At 57.4% G+C, this 16823-nt stretch carries 14 protein-coding genes and 1 pseudogene; 6 read left to right on the forward strand and 9 right to left on the reverse strand.

What is annotated here, in order from left to right:
* The first annotated feature begins 123 nt into the window (after window positions 1-123).
* Entirely contained in the window at window positions 124-798 is a 675-nt protein-coding gene (gene pmrG, locus AC1DIH_RS16215) for a lipopolysaccharide core heptose(II)-phosphate phosphatase PmrG (protein ID WP_477772454.1), read from the forward strand.
* A 112-nt stretch (window positions 799-910) separates the two neighbouring features.
* Here pmrG and AC1DIH_RS16220 read toward each other — a convergent pair whose 3' ends face one another.
* A complete protein-coding gene (locus AC1DIH_RS16220) occupies window positions 911-2365 on the reverse strand; it encodes an ArnT family glycosyltransferase (RefSeq protein WP_477772626.1) in 1455 nt (484 codons plus the stop codon).
* 167 nt (window positions 2366-2532) lie between these two features.
* On the reverse strand, window positions 2533-3942 hold the full coding sequence (locus AC1DIH_RS16225; protein WP_477772455.1) for a DUF2252 domain-containing protein: 1410 nt from the start codon (window positions 3940-3942) through the stop codon (window positions 2533-2535).
* 232 nt (window positions 3943-4174) lie between these two features.
* Here AC1DIH_RS16225 and AC1DIH_RS16230 point away from each other — a divergent pair, with 232 nt between their 5' ends.
* A complete protein-coding gene (locus AC1DIH_RS16230; protein WP_477772456.1) occupies window positions 4175-5092 on the forward strand; it encodes a YeeE/YedE thiosulfate transporter family protein in 918 nt (305 codons plus the stop codon).
* 134 nt (window positions 5093-5226) lie between these two features.
* Here the strand turns inward: AC1DIH_RS16230 and AC1DIH_RS16235 are convergent, their stop codons facing one another.
* Both AC1DIH_RS16235 and AC1DIH_RS16240 read right to left on the reverse strand, forming a co-directional pair.
* Window positions 5227-5484: a hypothetical protein gene (locus AC1DIH_RS16235; RefSeq protein ID WP_477772457.1), complete on the reverse strand. Its 258-nt coding sequence runs from the start codon at window positions 5482-5484 to the stop codon at window positions 5227-5229.
* A gap of 35 nt (window positions 5485-5519) precedes the next feature.
* On the reverse strand, window positions 5520-5813 hold the full coding sequence (locus AC1DIH_RS16240; RefSeq protein ID WP_477772458.1) for a DUF6124 family protein: 294 nt from the start codon (window positions 5811-5813) through the stop codon (window positions 5520-5522).
* 247 nt (window positions 5814-6060) lie between these two features.
* Between AC1DIH_RS16240 and AC1DIH_RS16245 the strand changes: the two genes are divergently transcribed.
* On the forward strand, window positions 6061-6498 hold the full coding sequence (locus AC1DIH_RS16245) for a YciI family protein (RefSeq protein WP_019691737.1): 438 nt from the start codon (window positions 6061-6063) through the stop codon (window positions 6496-6498).
* A 460-nt stretch (window positions 6499-6958) separates the two neighbouring features.
* On the opposite strand, the gene AC1DIH_RS16250 is transcribed toward AC1DIH_RS16245, so the two are convergent.
* Together AC1DIH_RS16250 and AC1DIH_RS16255 are read right to left on the reverse strand one after the other, a co-directional pair.
* Window positions 6959-7429 (reverse strand): GNAT family N-acetyltransferase, encoded by a 471-nt coding sequence (locus tag AC1DIH_RS16250; protein ID WP_477772459.1) that lies wholly within the window; start codon window positions 7427-7429, stop codon window positions 6959-6961.
* Window positions 7430-7529: 100 nt separating this feature from the next.
* A complete protein-coding gene (locus AC1DIH_RS16255; RefSeq protein WP_477772460.1) occupies window positions 7530-8102 on the reverse strand; it encodes a LuxR C-terminal-related transcriptional regulator in 573 nt (190 codons plus the stop codon).
* Between the two features lie 150 nt (window positions 8103-8252).
* Here AC1DIH_RS16255 and AC1DIH_RS16260 point away from each other — a divergent pair, with 150 nt between their 5' ends.
* The 3 genes from AC1DIH_RS16260 to AC1DIH_RS16270 are packed head-to-tail and all read left to right on the forward strand — an operon-like array spanning window position 8253 to window position 12358.
* A complete protein-coding gene (locus tag AC1DIH_RS16260; protein WP_427533248.1) occupies window positions 8253-9431 on the forward strand; it encodes an acetyl-CoA acetyltransferase in 1179 nt (392 codons plus the stop codon).
* 2 nt (window positions 9432-9433) lie between these two features.
* Window positions 9434-10975, forward strand: coding sequence for a class I adenylate-forming enzyme family protein (locus AC1DIH_RS16265; protein WP_477772461.1), 1542 nt, complete (start codon window positions 9434-9436; stop codon window positions 10973-10975).
* Between the two features lie 42 nt (window positions 10976-11017).
* Window positions 11018-12358, forward strand: a complete 1341-nt coding sequence (locus AC1DIH_RS16270) for an MFS transporter (protein ID WP_477772462.1) — start codon at window positions 11018-11020, stop codon at window positions 12356-12358.
* A 296-nt stretch (window positions 12359-12654) separates the two neighbouring features.
* On the opposite strand, the gene AC1DIH_RS16275 is transcribed toward AC1DIH_RS16270, so the two are convergent.
* The 3 genes and pseudogenes from AC1DIH_RS16275 to AC1DIH_RS16285 all read right to left on the reverse strand — a co-directional run.
* Window positions 12655-13509 (reverse strand): DUF1460 domain-containing protein, encoded by an 855-nt coding sequence (locus tag AC1DIH_RS16275; RefSeq protein ID WP_477772463.1) that lies wholly within the window; start codon window positions 13507-13509, stop codon window positions 12655-12657.
* A 247-nt stretch (window positions 13510-13756) separates the two neighbouring features.
* Window positions 13757-15109 (reverse strand): OprD family outer membrane porin, encoded by a 1353-nt coding sequence (locus AC1DIH_RS16280; protein ID WP_477772464.1) that lies wholly within the window; start codon window positions 15107-15109, stop codon window positions 13757-13759.
* Window positions 15110-16539: 1430 nt separating this feature from the next.
* Window positions 16540-16689, reverse strand: a pseudogene (locus tag AC1DIH_RS16285) (transposase domain-containing protein); the annotation flags it as partial.
* Between the last annotated feature and the right edge of the window lie 134 nt (window positions 16690-16823).

Genomic DNA, 16823 nt, shown 5'->3' on the forward strand with positions numbered 1-16823 from the left:
AGAAAATACGGGGCATGCTTGTCGGTTGAGCATTTTTTCACATTCATTTCACTGGGTACTTACGCATCGACTTTTAATGTTGCCCGTACAATGGGGTATTCGTGTGTCCGAGGCGGTATGAAGGTGGAGTCGAGATTGGGTCTTGCGGGTATCAAGCGTTCACTGAACAGGGGGGGGCTCACTCGCGCTAGATACATTGCCCTGGCACTACTGGCATCGCTCGTTGTTATCGCGTTGGCATTCTGGCTGCTGCGTCCCGTCGGTCCGGCGGACCTGGCCCACGGCAACATCGCCGGGGACAAGGCCCTGATGGCCAGTTGGGCCAAGGGCGATACGATTGTGCTGATCCGTCATGTTGAGCGATGCGACCACTCCACCGCCCCTTGCCTGGACAGTGCCGATGGCATTACCGAACGTGCGCGTGCGGTAGCTACCGGGATTGGTTCGCAATTTGCCCACCTGGGCCTGACTGACGCCGACATCTACAACAGTCCGTTGACGCGGACCACGCAAACGTCGCGCTATATGTTCAATACGCTCGGCAGTGCCCAGGATTGGCTCTTCAACTGCAAAGGCACGATGCTGCGTGATGTGCTGGCGCACAAGGTCGCCGGCCGTAACCTGGTGCTGGTCACCCACAGCGAGTGCATGGTGGAGCTGGAAAAAGAACTGAAGTTGCCAGCACCGACCCCAGGGTATGGCGCGTCGCTGTTTTTTACGCTGGATACCGCGCAAACCCAGCCCAAACTGCTGGGGCTGATCGAAGCCTCTGACTGGCAATCAGTCGATATCAAGTAAGCCACCCCAAACACAACCAGGCACAGGGGGTGGGCTGATACCCAACGTCGCTACTTTCCCCGGACAATAAAAAACGGCACCTGTATCAGGTGCCGTTTTTTTGTTAGCTGTTTTAGAGGGTGACGAAGTAGTACACCTGACGGCCCACCAGTATCTGCTTCACTATTTTCAACGGTGCAGTGGGTTCTGTATCGCCGGCTAGCAGCGCCACATTGTTTGGGGAGGCGGCGAGAAACGCCGTCAGCTCGGCGTCGGTCTCCAGGTCCTTGAGCAGGCTATGGGTGTAGAACACGGTCGCCCCGGCGGTCCGTTCGTTCGCCTTGAACAGCGCTACTTCCTGACCGTTGGCCTGCATTGTCTGGATTTGATCGGTCAATGGCAGGAACGACTCTTTGCGGTCAGCACGTGGGAACGCCCATTGGGCCGCTGACAGATAAGCGACGATGAACAGACTGATAATGCCGATCGCGATACCACGACGGTTACGGGCGATTTTACCGACCAGGGTCGATGCTTCGGTGTGCTGGCGCAGGCGCTCGAACAGCACGGCGGCATATTCCGCCGCGATTACGGCTGCGGCCGGTGTCAGTGACATCAGGTACACAGTGCGCTTGCTGGATGCCAGGGTCAGCATCAGGAATTGGGCAAGCAGCCACACCGTAAAGAACAACAGGTAGCGATTGTTTGCCAGGCTCTTACGGAAATGCCACAGACCCAGATACACCAGGATGTTCCACGGCAGGAAGGCTTCCGGCAGTTTGGTCAGGTAGTAATAGAACGGCTCATAGTGACCGGCCTGAACGAACGAACCGCTGAAGCGACCAACGCTGTTGGTCAGCAACACTTCGGCCAGTGCCTGCGAGCCGCCGCGCTGATAGAGCATGAAAAGCCAGATCAGCAAGGGGATCAGCCCGAGCAGGGTCGCCAGTGCCGGGCCTATCCAGCGCGCAAGGCTCAAGCGTTTGTCGATCAGGCTCTCGGTCAGCAGATAGAAAAAGATCACCACGCCCGGCATCGCCAGACCAAGCACGCCTTTACTCAACGTGGCGATGGCGATGCCGACAGCAAAGAGCAGCCAGCTGCCCAGGGCGCCACGCTGTTCGGCTTGTTGGCGATGGGCCTGATAGAACGAAAGCAGCGCCAGGGTTACGCCGAGGCTCAGCAGCGCGTCTTCACCGACACCGCGAACGTTGCCCCAGTAACTGGCCATGGTTGCCAGCATGATCCCGGCGACCAGGGCGATGGTCGTTGGCCGGCCGAACCGACGCAGCAGGGTGTACAGCAGCATCACGCTGAACAACCCGGCGAAGGCCGATGCCAGCCGCACCGCCCATGGCGTGCCACCGAAGGCACGAATCGCCCCGGCATCGAGCCACAGACTCAGCGGCGGTTTCTCCAGAAAAGGCTGGCCAAACAGGCGCGGCGTCACCCAATCGTTATCCAGGTGCATTTCCATGGCGATCCCGGCAACCCGGGCTTCGGTGGAACCTTGCAACTGGTGATTGCCGAGGGCGAAGAAGAACAGCAGGCAGGTGAGTAGAAACAGGAGTGGGGCAGGGCGTGACATAGGCATCAGGCTACCGAAGGATGAGGGCCGAGAGTAAAACAGGACTCGAAAGTATACGAGGCCACTTCTTAACAAAATGTGAATTGAAAACAGTACGCATAAGAACGACCGGTTTATAGCTCAGTAGAACCGAACCGGTCACCCTTTGAGTTTTTCGAGGTGCACGTCTAAGGCAGATGATCGGCGGCAAAGTCAGTTTCCGAACGGGCCTGTAGTTTGCCTTTGCGGCAGGCTCGTTGAAAACGTTCGAAGTCGCGCTCGTTCTGCTCGGAATAGGCCTTGGCGTACTTGAACAGTGCATTGGCCATGACCTCGCTCTTGCCAATGTAACCGCTGATTTGTGCAGCTTGACCGGAGGCTTTGGCGTGGGCGCGAGCCAGGGCTTTGCCACAGATGTGGCCATACGCGGAAAACGTTTCGGCATCGAAGGTTTCCAGCTCTGCCGATATTTTCATGTCCCGCAGCTGGCGCACATAGAAGTGCTGGCCGTTGGGGCTGGTGGTCCAACCGAGGAACAGATCGCTGGCCGACTGCATCAGGCGCTGGCCTTCAACCACGCGCTCGCCGTTATGGCGTATCCGCGATTTGGCTTTGACGTAATCGGCAATCACCGAACGGCGTGCTTCCTTGATCTGTAGAAACAGCGGTCGCTCCTGATCGTCGGTCAGCAGAGCAACCAGGCAGCGTGTCCCGACGCTGCCCACCCCAACGACTTTGAACGCCAGGTCCTGGACCTGGAAGCGTGTCAGCAAATCGCGACGATCGCCCATCAGCGTGGCTCGGTAATCGTGCATGAGGGCGTCGTACGGTGGTCGCCAATCGTCCACGCGCATCCAGTCATCATTGGCGTCCAGTAGCGTGGAATCTTTGTGCAGGTGGAAGATATGTGGCGGATCATCACGGATCAGCAAGCGGCCGTGTTTATCGCGCTCGCATATCTTGGGCAGCAGTTCGGCATGGGTACGATGCTCGGCTTTGTTAATGGCATTTTTCACATGCTCCAGCGTGCTGGTGGAGGGCTCCTGTTTGAGCAGTTCGTTGTAACCGAGGGCGTCGTACCAGATTTCCATGGCACTTTGTTCGGCACATTCAGCCATGCTCTCTTGATAGGCAGCGACCACACGGCGACAGATGTCTTCCTCCACTGACGCACCGTGGCGTAGGTCGCGAACGGCGACCACGAAGCTTGCCACCAGCCGTTTCAGGTCCCATTCCCAGGGGCCGGGGTGAGCCTCGTCGAAGTCGTTGACGCTGAACAGCAGGTTGCGTTCCGGCGTGCCAAAACCACCGAAGTTCATCAGGTGACAATCACCGCAAATGGTTGAATGCAGCCCCATGTCCGGCGTCCCGGACAGGTCGTGAGCGTGCAGCAGGGCGTTGCCACGATAGAAGGCGAAAGGCGAAACCAGCATGCGCCCGAAGCGCAACTCGTTCAGCGAGCGGATTCGCCCTGCACTGGAGGCTTTGATCAAGGGCACTGGGTCGCGATCGGTCTTCCCGTGCAGCGCCTGATCGTTACGGGAACACTGCTTGCGCGCATCCTTGCCCTGCTTCAGACGGTCTTTGAGGGTGGTCATGGGGTCCCTTTCGAGGTGGGCTGAAAGACTGGCGCAGACAGGAAAGGCGCCACTGGGCGAAGCCTAGGGCTCGCTTGAAAGCTAGCAGGAATCCCGCTGTTAGCCAGTCTTTGCGTTGGCTGACAATATCGAGCGGGTCGATACGATGGCCTAGTTGTCGCCTTGGCGAGCCCACTGAAAAGCCGACTAGTCTTTAACCCATCGATGGGCTTGCCGAGGTGTTAGGAGGCGTGTGCTTTCGTTGCTGATCGCGTGGTTGCTGGCATTCCTGATTGGTTGGGTTTCGCAGCGGATGGGTATGTGCCTGGTCAAAGCCAGCGCTTTAATGCTCAAACGTCGACCCACCTTGTTCGTGGCACTGGTGTCCTGCGGGTTGTTTGGCCTGCTGCTGGCGCCGCTTTATCGCTATTTCGGCATCAACCAGCCGTTGTTCACGCCAGAAGTCGGGTATCCGTTGTTGATCGGTGGCGGACTGTTATTTGGCGTCGCCTCGGTGCTCAACGACGGTTGCAGCGTCGGCACCCTGACCAAACTTACGTGCGGCAATCTCAATAAAGCCTTTACGATTGTCGGCTGGGTGCTGGGGATTGTGCTCTGGTATCGGCTCAACATGTTGCCCGAGCACAGAACCCTGCTGATGCCCGAAATCTCCAGCAGCCACTACCTGCTCACTCTGGGTGTGGTGCTGATGGCGTTGCTGTTTCTGGCCTATGTTCACGGTGACAAACATCTGGTGTTCTCCAGCATGCTGCTGGGGGCGCTGACCAGCGCGCTGTACACCTTCGAACCGCAATGGACGCCCAGCGTGTTCTTCTACCACCTGTCAGAGCTGTTCTGGATGCCCGAACAAACGACCCTCACCGGCCAGCGCGTCGTGGTGTTCGTGATGTTGCTGGTGGGCATGCTCAGCTTCACCCTGCGCCGCAAGACCTTCAGCTACCAGCCGTTCAACCTGTCAAAGGCATGTGTGCACTTATTGGCCGGGGTGCTGATGGGCATTGGCGCGTCGATGATGCTCGGTGGCAACGACTCACAGATTTTGCTGGTATTCCCTACGCTGAATTTGACCTCGACGCTGCCATTGGCCTCGATTGTCGTTGGGATTGTGGGGACGTTGTGGGTGAAGCGGTGGTGGGCGCGTGCGCGGTAGCCCTCTCACCATGACCTGTTGGCTCAACGGTAAGTGACAGAAAGTGAAACCTTCCGTTGAGTCAGAAGTTTGTCGTGAGCACCGCCCGGATGAACTCAATTGCTAAAAGTGGCCCGCGAGGGCCACTTTCATCTTCACGACGACAAAACCTGCGCCTGCAATCGTCGCCCTACAACGTCCAGCAAATCACAACCATCGCGCAGTGAAACCACCAGCGCTCGTGCCAGTTCACTGTGAATCCCCTCGCCGGTGGCGACGATCTCCAGCAACTGGGTCGTGGTGCGGATGCGGTAGGCGGCTGTTTCATGCAGCACGTCGAGTGGTGCCTTGGTGTCGATCAACAGGGATGCAACGGTGCAGTCGATGCCGGTGATGGGCATGTATCGAGTCATGGCAGAACCTCCATTCATAAGCAGAACGTGACGACTCAGTGGTGAGCGGCGGGTTGAGGTTCGTGTGCTGCGTCCGGCGTGTCGAAGTGCTCCAGCGCCCGATTCACCAGCAACTCACCCAGCACGATCAACTGCTGAATCGCCAGCGCCACGTTGCGACGCGAGTCTTCGAGCTGGAAGGCCAGGTCGCTGGTCATGACGTTGAGCGAGGCGAGGGTTTCGCTGGTGTGGATCAGCAGGGTTTCGGTGTCGATGTCGGGGAGGAGGGTGAAGAGATTGCTTGCAGGAGTGGTGGTTTTTTCGGGGGGATTGGGGGTGATCTTTTTCATGCTGGAACTCCGGTAGTCTCGAGAGGCCTACACTTTTACGGCCTGTCACAACCGGTCGCTCATTTGCAGCGACGATTCAACGGTATCTTCACGGCGGGAGGCTTTCCAGTTCATCAATGCCGCCGCAGTGTGCGGGAAATGTCCTAGGATCGTTGGGCGCGTGGCAATAAAAAATGAAGGGCTGTCGATTTGGGACGCTACCGTTCGACAAGGTAGTGAGTAGTTCACATCCAACGGAGAGACGACGATGCGATTCATGATCATTATAAAAGCCAGCCAGGATTCTGAAGCCGGCGTGATGCCCAGCCAGGAGTTGTTGACCGCGATGGGCAACTACAACGAAGAACTGGTCAAGGCCGGCATCCTTCTCGGCGGCGAAGGCCTGCACCCCAGCAGCAAAGGCACCCGCGTGCGTTTCTCGGGCGAGAAACGCACAGTGATCGACGGCCCGTTCGCCGAAACCAAAGAGCTGATCGCCGGCTACTGGCTGTGGCAGGTGAAGTCGAAGCAGGAAGCCATCGACTGGGTCAAACGCTGCCCGAATCCGATGCCGGGTACGGAGGCAGAGATCGAAATTCGCCAGGTGTTTGAGGCGGAAGATTTCGGTGCCGAGTTCACGCCGGAGCTGAGGGAACAGGAAGAGCGTGTGTGGGCACAGGCGAAAGATCAGGCGAAGAAATGCTGAAACGGAAAGAGGGCTGATTTATTTTGATTTGGGTTGAATTCTCAAAAACAAATCAGCCCCATTTTTCGCAAATGACGTCCAGCAAATCACAACCATCGGGCAGTGAAAGCCAGGTCAAGGGCCATGACATTGGGTGAGGCAAGGGGGCTCTTTCTACGGAGATAAGCCGCTATCCATTCACTCTTTCAATGCATTTGCCGAAGGGTCGTTGATGTTGAGCTGTACCTCCCGTCAAGACTATTAAGCATATGACTGCAAACACTCCTCCTAAGCGGTCTTGTCCTTTAGTTGCCGAGGCCAAGAGTTTTTCCGCCGGCGGGAACGCAAAGCAGATCCCAAGAAATGCAAGAAACCCGGGGATCAGGTAGGCAATGAATAGGCCAAAATCGACGGATAACTCTGGCATGTTCGTATCCCTTTTTCTCTATAGCTTACGAGTCAGCAATCCGGTGCTTAACGCCTACAAAAGAACCGCGTGATCGATCAACTTGGCCATTTCGCTGGTCTGTGTCCAGCCTAGGTCGCTATAGAGGGGTCTGCCAGTCGCTGTTGCGTGCAATATCGCGTAGCCGATATTTCGCTTCTGGAATGCGCTTTCTGCCAGCGCCATCATCTGTCGGGCCAAACCACGACGGCGGTAGTCTTTTTCCGTGTACACGTTGAGCACATACCCGCGTTTGTCCTGGGTTGGATGCAGCGGGTGAGGCGGCCAATCGATAGACATCAGGCCAATACCCGCTATCGGCACGCCCCCATCGAGCAACACGAATCCAAAGTACGACCCATCAATCAAGCGCGGTAACAACCACGCGCGGAACGGTTCGGCCATGTGCCGAAGCGTGTCGTCATCACTTCCGGCTTCTCGAAACATTTCCTCCCGATGCCGACAAATCAGATCGATATCGCGTGCATCCACTTCGCGCCATTCCATATAAGGCTCCGAATATTGCTTCAACGAGTTTGAGTCTAGCTGGGTTCAGGAAGTCGGGGACAGACCCGACCAGGCGGAATAGGGGAGAAGGCCTTACCCGTCAACTCACAAAAATAATCTTCGACACCAACTCCGCGCTGTTTTTTGCCTGCAGCTTTTTCATCAGGCGGGCGCGGTGGACTTCCACGGTTCGGTGGGAAATTGCCAGTTTTTTGGCCACTTCCTTGCAGGTCAGGCCGTTGACGATGTGCATCGAGATTTCGCGTTCGCGGGGTGTGAGATTGACCGTGGCGTGGTGCGACCGGTCCATGCGTTCGAAGTGCCAGACCATCAGTTTGAATGGATCGTCCGGGGTCAGGCTGTAGCCGTGCGACCTGGCCCAGAACACTTCACCGTTTTTGTGTTGCATGAAGCGTTCGTCGGAGTAGGAACCGCTTTGGCTGTTGCGCAACCAGGTCTCGCTGCGATTGCCGATGGTCTTGTAGTCCGCCTGGGAGGGATAGATCAGCAGGGTCAGATGACCCAGAAGCTCTTCGCGTTCGTAGCCGAACAACTCCAGGAATGCCTCGTTGCAGTCGAGCATCACGCGGTTGCCGGTGATGAGCTGAGGGGCGGGTGAGACCCTGAATGCCAGGCGCTCAAGGTCTTTCAATTGATGTGCGAAGACGGTCATTGGGCATCCTGCCTCGATTAAATCCGGTACTGACGACGCTTTGTATCAGAGCGCTTACTTATTCATGTACGTAGTTGCACGAACTAGCGAGCGATCCGGGCGGTAGGTCATTGTAGGGAATGCCTGATCCAAGCACAGAAGAAAATCACCATGCCCCATGATTCCGTATCCATCGTCGCTGCCGCGCACTCTCGATTTGGCCGTCTGGACGGTTCCACGTTGGAAGACCTTATCGTTCAGGTCACCCGCGAAGCCCTGGAAGACGCCGCCATCGACGCCTCAGCCATCGACGCGATGTTCCTCGGGCATTTCAACTCGGGGATGGTTGCGGATGGTTTTCCCGCCTCGTTGATGCTGCAAGCCGACCCAGGCTTGCGCTTCAAGCCCGCGACCCGTTGCGAAAACGCCTGCGCTTCGGGTTCGGCGGCGATTCATGCGGGGATCAACGCGATCCGCTCAGGCTCAGCGGAGCTGGTATTGATCGTGGGCGCCGAGAAGATGACTTCCAACTCCACGGCCGATGTCACCAAGGCCCTGGCCGGTGCCGGTTATCAGAACGATGTCGAAGAGGCCGGGCTCAGTTTTCCGCAGTTGTTCGGCCTGGCCGCGCAACAGTACCGTGACCGCTACCAGTGCCCGATGGCGTCAATGGCCGCGATCGCCACCAAGAACCACTCCAATGCCATGGCCAACCCCTTGGCGCAGATGCACCGGGTCATGGATTTCGAACACTGCAACAACGTGTCGAAGAGCAATCCGTATGTGGCGGAGTCGTTGCGCCTGACCGATTGCTCGCTGATCAGCGACGGGGCTGCGGCCATTGTGCTGGCCTCGTCCAAGCGCGCCAGGCGGTTTCGGCGTGACGTACTGATTCGCTCGGCGACGCAGGTCAACGATTTCCTGCCGATTGCCCAGCGCGACATCCTCGCGTTTGAAGGCCCGCAGCGCGCGATCCATTCGGCCTTGCGCGGGGCCAACATCACCTTGGCCGACCTGAGCTTTGCCGAGGTTCATGACTGCTTCACCATCGCCGAATTGCTGATCTACGAAGCCATGGGCCTGGCGCCCAAAGGCGAGGGGCATCGGGCGCTGGATGACGGTATCGTGCGGGCGGGTGGACGTCTGCCGGTGAACTTGTCGGGCGGGCTCAAGGCCAAGGGGCATCCGGTGGGCGCCACGGGGGTGTCGATGCACGCTATGGCCTTTCGGCAGTTGACTGGGGAGCCGATCGGCCTGGCTGTGCCGAATCCCGAGTTCGGTCTGTTGTTCAACATGGGCGGCATGGCGGTCGCCAACTATGCTTCGGTGCTTCAGGCTCGCAGGGCTTGAACATGAATATTGCCAACTGGTTGAACGATACCGGCCGACGCTGGCCAGAACGTCCAGCGTTGTTTGAGGGGCAGCGGCAAGTCGCCGACTACGCCACGTTTGCCGCCCGTGTCCGTAGCCGTGCGGCACAGCTTGTAAACGAGCACGGCATTGCGCCCGGCGACCGTGTGGCGCTGTTCATGAAGAACAGCTGCGAATACCTCGAACTGCTTTATGCCGTCTGGTGGGGGGGGGCGGTGGTGGTGCCGATCAACTGCAAGCTGCATCCTGCTGAAGCCGGCTGGATCGTCGACAATGCGCAAGCCCGGCTGATTTTCACCGATGACGGCAAGGTGTTCTCGCCCGAGGCGTTGCCGCAGGGCTGTCGAGAACTGAATGCAGCGGCCAGTCTGGCGTGCGCTTCGGTCGATGCGGCGACGCTGGAAGATCCCTGTGCTCGCGATGCCGATGACCTTGCCTGGCTGTTCTATACCTCCGGCACCACCGGGCGATCCAAAGGGGTGATGCTCTCTCACGGCAACCTGACGGCCATGTCGCTGTGTTATCCGCTCGACGTTGATCCGGTCAGCCCGGATGACGCGGTGGTCTATGCGGCCCCGATGTCCCATGGCGCCGGTCTCTACAACTTTATCCATGTGCGTTGCGGTGCTCGCCATGTGGTCCCCGAGTCCCGTGGCTTCAAGGCCGACGAGCTGTTCGAGTTGGCGAGCGGGCTGCGCAATATCACCCTGTTCGCCGCACCGACCATGGTCAAGCGCATGGTTGAGCAGGCCCGTCATCAAGGTTATGGCGGCGACGGGATCAAAACCATCGTCTACGGTGGTGCGCCGATGTACCTGGCGGATCTGCAAGACGCGGTCGAGACCTTGGGTGCGCGGCTGGTGCAGATCTACGGTCAGGGCGAGAGCCCGATGACGATCAGCGCCTTGTCGCGAGAGCTGATCGCGGATCGCAACCGTCCCGACTGGGCTTCACTGGCCGCTTCCGTGGGGCGGGCACATTCGTGCGTGGAAATCAGGATTCTGGACCCTGAGCACCGGCCGTTGCCACCCGGCCAGCCGGGGGAAATCGCCGTGCGCGGATCCACCGTCATGCAGGGCTACTGGCGCAACGACGCCGCGACTCGCCAGACCTTGGTGGATGGCTGGCTGTTGACCGGCGACATCGGTTTTCTTGATCACGCAGGTTATCTGACGCTGACCGATCGCTCCAAGGATGTGATCATTTCCGGGGGCTGCAACGTGTACCCGCGGGAAGTCGAGGAAGTGCTGGCGCAACACCCTGAAGTATTTGAAGTCTGTGTAGTGGGCGAGCCGGATGTGCAGTGGGGGGAATCGGTGGTAGCGTTTGTCGTCCTCCGCAGTGCCGGGGCGCTCGACGAGTCTTTGCTCAATGCCTGGTTCATCGAACGCATGGCGTCGTTCAAAAAACCGAAGAAGTACGTGTTCCGCACCGAGCTGCCCAAGAACAGTTACGGCAAGATTCTCAAGACCGACTTGCGCCTCTGGTTGAAGGAGGTCGCGAGCGGCACTGCAGTTCCCTGAGTCGTGTTTTCCATGGATAGAAATTAGACAGGAGTCCCTCACGTGGGCATTCAACAGAAGAACCCGGCCCGGCAACGGCGCCGGGCGTTTATCGGTGCAACGTCCGGCCACTTGATCGAGTGGTACGACTACGGCGTTTATGGTTTTCTCGCCGTCTATATCGGCAAGGCGTTCTTCGTCTCCGACGACCCGACCACCAGCCTGCTCGCCAGTTTTGCGGCTTTTGCCTTGAGCTTTTTCATCCGTCCGCTGGGGGGGCTGTTCTTCGGTCCGTTGGCGGACAAGATCGGCCGACGCAAAACCCTGATTACGGTGCTGGTGATGATGGCCGGCTCTACCGTTCTGCTCGGGCTGTTGCCGACCTATGCCACGCTGGGTATCGCCGCGCCAATTCTTCTGGTACTGATCCGCTGTGTGCAGGGCTTCTCGGCCGGTGGCGAGATCGGCACCATCACCAGTTTCATCTCCGAGTACGCAGGGCCCGGGCGCCGTGGGTTTGCGACGTGCTGGTTGATGGTGACCGCGGTACTCGGCCTGTTGCTGGGCGGTGCAGTGGCCAACGGCATGACCTGGGTGATGGGGGCTGATCTGATGCAAGCCTGGGGCTGGCGCATTCCGTTCCTGATCGCGGCGCCGCTGGGCCTGATCTCGATGTACATCCGCCTGAAGCTCGAAGACAGTCCCGAGTTCCTCGCGCTGCAGCGGACAGGGGAAACCTCCAAAGCGCCTCTGCGAGAAGTCTGGCAGTGGAAACGGGCGATTGCCCTGGTGTTCTTCATCATTACCCTGCACAGCTCGATCTTCTATCTGGTGCTGACCTTCGCCTCGACCTACATGTCGAGCATTCTCAAGTTCGACAGCGGCACGACGTTGCTCTATGTCTTCGTTGCCAGCCTCTCAGCCGCAGTGGTCATGCCGTTCGGCGGCGCGTTCACCGATAAATACGGGCGCAAGCCGTTTTTGCTGGTGATCGGCACCCTGGCCACCCTGGCAATGTTCTGGCTGTTCAAATCGGCACCCACGGCGACGCCGGCTTCGTTTATCTATCCGTTGATGACGGTAGCAATCCTGTTCGGCCTGTATGCCTCGTCGACTTACGCATTGATGAGCGAGTTGTTGCCCACGCGAATCCGCTCCACTGGCATCGCAGTGGCGTACAACATTCCGGTGGCGGTATTTGGCGGCAGCGCACCACTGATTTCCACCTGGCTGATCAAGGTAACCGGCGACATTACCTCGCCCTGGTACTTTTACATCGGCACGGGCGTGGTATCGCTGATCGCGTTGGTGCTACTGCGCAAGGAGGATTTTGTCGCCTGCGCAAGTCCCGCCGAGAAACCAAATGTTGGGCGAGCCGATCTGGCGTTGGCGCCCACGCCTTGAACAGGTGAGTGATAGACAAAGCCCCAGATGCAACAAAGCCCGTACAAGACGGCAATGCTGTTCACTTAAGCCGATGTTTCAGGCACATCCGCAGTTGTGGCGAGGGAGCTTGCTCCCGCTGGGGCGCGAAGCGGCCCTGAATTGGGCCTGCTACGCAGTCCAGCGGGAGCAAGCTCCCTCGCCACAGATGCTTCTCAGGCCTCCAGACTTCCTTAAGTGAACAGCATTGCGCACAAGACGGGCTTCGTTGATGTTTGAGGGTGTAGAGGGTACGCACAAGATGGGCGAACCAGAATTCATTGACTCTCTGGCACAGATTGCCGCGCTCGCAACACCACGATCCCCGGCGTCTTCGCGATGTAGTCCTTGAAGGGAGAGTCTACGACTTCCCGGTTCTTTTTCTTCGAAGAGGCATTACGCAGCACGGGCCCTTCGTCCTTGTTGATAAAGAACCCGGTATGGGTAACGTCCAGGCCGGCGAGTTGGGTGTAGATGCCAACGTAATCGCCAGTCTGCAAACGGCTGATCACATGATCGTTAACAAACGCGCTGGGGATATAGGTAATCGTGCGCTCGGTCATGGGCACACCCGGCAAGTAGGCGCTGCCATCGGCTTTTCGATTGAGGCGCTTAACCACGGTTACCGCATGAGGGCTGATTTGCGCGGTGACGTCGTCGGCCAGTTTTTGCTCGGCCTGCGACCAGTCGGTGAAGAAGTGCCGGCGATGCAGGTAATCGAGATTGCCATTCACATAACGCGTCTGAATGAGGTTTTTGAAGAAGTCCGCTTCATTGTTGGACTTTCTCAGCGCTTCGACGTAATCCAGATAGGTGAAACAGTCCAGGCCCCTGAAGTCGACGACCAATGCTTCCGGCGTGGTAGCAGAGCCCTGCAACCTGTTCGCGGAATAGGGCCGTCCCAAAAACTCCCGTGAAATCAGATTGTTCATCTGCCCGATGTCATCGGGGTTGATCGCTGAGCGCTCTTTGAGCAGGGCATCCAGTTTGCTGGCGGTATAACCATCCATCTCCAGTGGCGTGTGCCCATTCGCGGACACGACGTTCTCCACTGCTTTTGTATTGCCGACGGGCAGCCCGGTCCCGCACGCTGTCAGCATAGACGCCAAAAGAAATACAGCAGACCTGCGCATTCGAGTTTCCATCGTTTTCGGCTGTTACGTGGTAAATGGTAATGTTTATTGATAGGTCTGTGGGGATTTTGAGACTGTCGGGGGGAAGAGCGGAGCACTTTGGCGACGGGCTGTCTGCTGGCTTTGTGCCGTGCTTGAGCGGTTTTGGCAGGCTTTGGATCGGGGGGCACTGCGTAACAGACTAGAAAACTCAAGCCCCAGACGCAACAAAGCCCGCTTTTGCGGGCTTTGTTGCACTATTCTGTGCTTACCAAAGCGGTACGACATAACTCACGTAGAGCCGGTTTTCATCCTGCTTGGTCTGGCCCGTCAGGCTCGGGTTGGCCTGGGCGTTTTTCCAGGTCACGCCCAGTCCCTTCAACTTGCCATCAGGCACCTGGTAGCTCAGCGCCAAGTCGCGCTCCCATTCGCTGTCGCCGCCTTTAGTTACTTTGATCTTATCGCCGTGCGCGTAGGTGGCCAGAAAACCAAGGCCTTTGATGCCCAACTGACCGAAGTCGTATTTGTACTGAGCCATCCAGGTTTCTTCGCCAGCATGCTGGAATTTGTTCAGTTGCAGGTTGGTCAGTGCCGGTGTATCAGCGCCGGCGCCAGGACCTTGTCGGGCATCGCCACTGTTAAGCCCGGAGTCCAGATAAGGGAAGTCGCTGTCACCGGTGTTTTTCTGGGCCCCCAAGCCAATGGTGTGGCCCGCCAGACTGTAGCTTTCCATCAGGCTGATCGTGGACTGGTTAATACGCCCCTTGGTCAAGCCGTCACCGTAAGAACCCGCGGTGGCAAAGTCGCTGTCGCCATTCGCATTGCCGCCTATACCCAGGCTGCGGTAGGCGCGGAAATCACTGAGGAGGCTACCGACCGGCAGCGCGGTGGTGTGCTTGGCGCCGATGAAGGCTTGTTGGTAGTAGTCCTGAAGATTGGAGTACCACAGGCTTAAGGTGGTGTCGGTCAGGCCCGTATAGTCAGCACCGCCGTAGAGGAAGCGGTCGCTGAGTTTCGCACCGCCGCCAGTGGTCATGTCACTGTCGTTGCTCTCATTGCGGATTTTCGTCCGCACGATGTCGCCACCCGTGAAGGTGAAGTCAGACAGGTCTTTCGACACCAGTTGCACGCCGGTGTTGGTCTGGTGGTACAGACGCCCATCGGTGTTGGCCAGCATCGGGTTATTTTGGCTGAGCATACCAACACGCAACTCATCCTTGAGGAAGCGCATCTTGAAGGTCGGGCTCAATACGCTGAAGTCATTGGCGGATTTCCCATCATCCAGCGGGAACATGCTGCCGGGATAACGACTCTGGTGATCCTTGTTATTCAGGTCACCACCAGAGTCGAGCTTGAGACCGTAAAACGCCTCAAGATCGAGGCCGAAACCCACAGCACCGTCGGTATAACCGGAGCGGAAATTGAACTGGAAACCCTGTCCCCAGTCGCGGTAGCTCTTGGCCTTGGCGGTGCTGCCCACCACGTCACGGCCTTGTTGATTGAGGTAGCGGTTGAGCAGGGTCAAGTCGGCATGGCTGTCGTCGATGAAGTCCGCATGGGCAGGCAACATCGCGCCCCCCAGCAAAGCGCCAACGAGGGATACGGCTGGTTTCTTGATCATCATGGATCTCGTTCACAGGGTAATTCACCCTGCCGACGGACTTGTTCATCCAAGGCTATCCTTTACCCATGCATCGGCAGTTTTGCAGCGCTGATGCCAAGCATTTGAATCGCTGCAATATTTTGAAACGCATTAGGGGCTTCGAATATGACAATTCGGTTACGCGATCTTTAGATGTTTGTTGCATTGACTTGCATATAAAAAAGGCGCTAAAGAAGAAAATGAAGTGACAGGATTTTCATTTGATAGCGGTTTAGGCCGCATGTATTTTGGAGAGGGAACAGATTTATTTTGGTGCGTGTCCTCGATGGAGTTCAGCTAGAACGTAGCCAAGGAAATAGGCTTGGACAGCACCGTGAGTGATGCCAGTGAAGTTGCGGGAATCGATCAATTCTTTTGCTGACTGGGTCTAGCATCGCGAAGAGCGTGGCGTTGCCAATTTCAAATGCAGTGGTTTATGAGTCGAGGCGTAGTCGTACTTGCTCGATTTCGGGTCGCGGAGGATATCAAGGGGGAGGTGGGGCTGGCTGGTAAGCTGAAAGTCGTTTTCAAGCTGGGCCTGATCCGGGTTGAGTATCGCGAAATTGAGCCGCTGGCACGGAATGGAAAACTACGTCATGCCGCGTTCCGGGTCGGTTTTCAACAAAGAGGGAAGGCAACAGGCTAGAAACCCCAAACCCCAAACCCCAGATGCAACAAAGCCCGCATTAGGCGGGCTTTGTTGATGCTTCGTTTGGTGGGCCGGGGTAATTTGAATTAGTTCAGTAAGATATTGATTTATAAAATTAATACCATTTTATACTTTTGGTTGGAATACCAATTGGAATGCCATGCGAGTTTGCACTCCACTTGACCGCCCGATTGCATTCGATCTGCCCACCGACTTCATCGGAGTTGAACAGCACGCTTCGTAACCATGATTGGCAGTGAACGGCCCATAGCTGCCGATGGCGACAGGCAGAAATCGGCCGATTCTGTTGAAAAAGCCGGCGTCGGTTTGCATAACAGAAAAGTACGAGTCCGAGATTGAAATCCGTATTTTTCGCAGAAAGCTCAGGGCTCAGATTTGACGTAGTAGCGTGCAAAAAGACGTTTTCACCACTCAATGCATGGCTAGTCAGGCCGGGTCGACTTTTTCAACACAGTCGGTCAAACGCTGTCATTGGACGTGCCTACGAAGATAGGGGGGAAGCGAGAGGTCTGCTCTGTGCTGAACGATATCTGACCCCAATTTGGCACCTATTCCAACCTGGACCGAAGAAGACACAGAGGAAGTGATGCATACACTTTGCACTGTGTGCAACGACGCAAAGAACTCGTTTGGGCAGTTGGTCGCAATGACATGATTCGAACCGCACCTGATTCCTGGGGCGTCCTAGGCGGCAGGTGCGCCATTTCATTGTAGCGCCCGCCCATCTCATCCTGCACAACTAAACCGGCCAACAACGACGCGGCAACAGCTCTCCAATTTCACTCGCCCGCTGCGTGGGCAAGTGAGTGAGAACGTCCTTGAAGTCGGCATACGGATCATGTCCGTTGAGTTTGGCTGACTGGATCAAGCTCATCAGCACCGCCGCGCGGGTCGCGGTAGGGGCGACAGGTAACTGCCGTCCCTACCGCGATCGATGCAACGCCTCAAAGTCGGCTTCGATGGCCGCCAGGTCGGTGTCGATCAGGTTGCGTTGTCGCATGGAGAATTGCGCAGTCTTTTTAT

The organism is Pseudomonas sp. 05N36 (assembly GCF_056397385.1).

What these genes read in the sequence shown, in the direction of transcription:
- AC1DIH_RS16275 (WP_477772463.1), bottom strand. Translation starts at nt 13,509, where the DNA reads ATGCGCAGGTCTGCTGTATTTCTTTTGGCGTCTATGCTGACAGCGTGC.
- AC1DIH_RS16260 (WP_427533248.1), top strand. Translation starts at nt 8,253, where the DNA reads ATGCCCCATGATTCCGTATCCATCGTCGCTGCCGCGCACTCTCGATTT.
- AC1DIH_RS16240 (WP_477772458.1), bottom strand. Translation starts at nt 5,813, where the DNA reads ATGAAAAAGATCACCCCCAATCCCCCCGAAAAAACCACCACTCCTGCA.
- AC1DIH_RS16250 (WP_477772459.1), bottom strand. Translation starts at nt 7,429, where the DNA reads ATGGAATGGCGCGAAGTGGATGCACGCGATATCGATCTGATTTGTCGG.
- AC1DIH_RS16225 (WP_477772455.1), bottom strand. Translation starts at nt 3,942, where the DNA reads ATGACCACCCTCAAAGACCGTCTGAAGCAGGGCAAGGATGCGCGCAAG.
- AC1DIH_RS16235 (WP_477772457.1), bottom strand. Translation starts at nt 5,484, where the DNA reads ATGACTCGATACATGCCCATCACCGGCATCGACTGCACCGTTGCATCC.
- AC1DIH_RS16220 (WP_477772626.1), bottom strand. Translation starts at nt 2,365, where the DNA reads ATGTCACGCCCTGCCCCACTCCTGTTTCTACTCACCTGCCTGCTGTTC.
- AC1DIH_RS16255 (WP_477772460.1), bottom strand. Translation starts at nt 8,102, where the DNA reads ATGACCGTCTTCGCACATCAATTGAAAGACCTTGAGCGCCTGGCATTC.
- AC1DIH_RS16265 (WP_477772461.1), top strand. Translation starts at nt 9,434, where the DNA reads ATGAATATTGCCAACTGGTTGAACGATACCGGCCGACGCTGGCCAGAA.
- AC1DIH_RS16280 (WP_477772464.1), bottom strand. Translation starts at nt 15,109, where the DNA reads ATGATCAAGAAACCAGCCGTATCCCTCGTTGGCGCTTTGCTGGGGGGC.
- AC1DIH_RS16245 (WP_019691737.1), top strand. Translation starts at nt 6,061, where the DNA reads ATGCGATTCATGATCATTATAAAAGCCAGCCAGGATTCTGAAGCCGGC.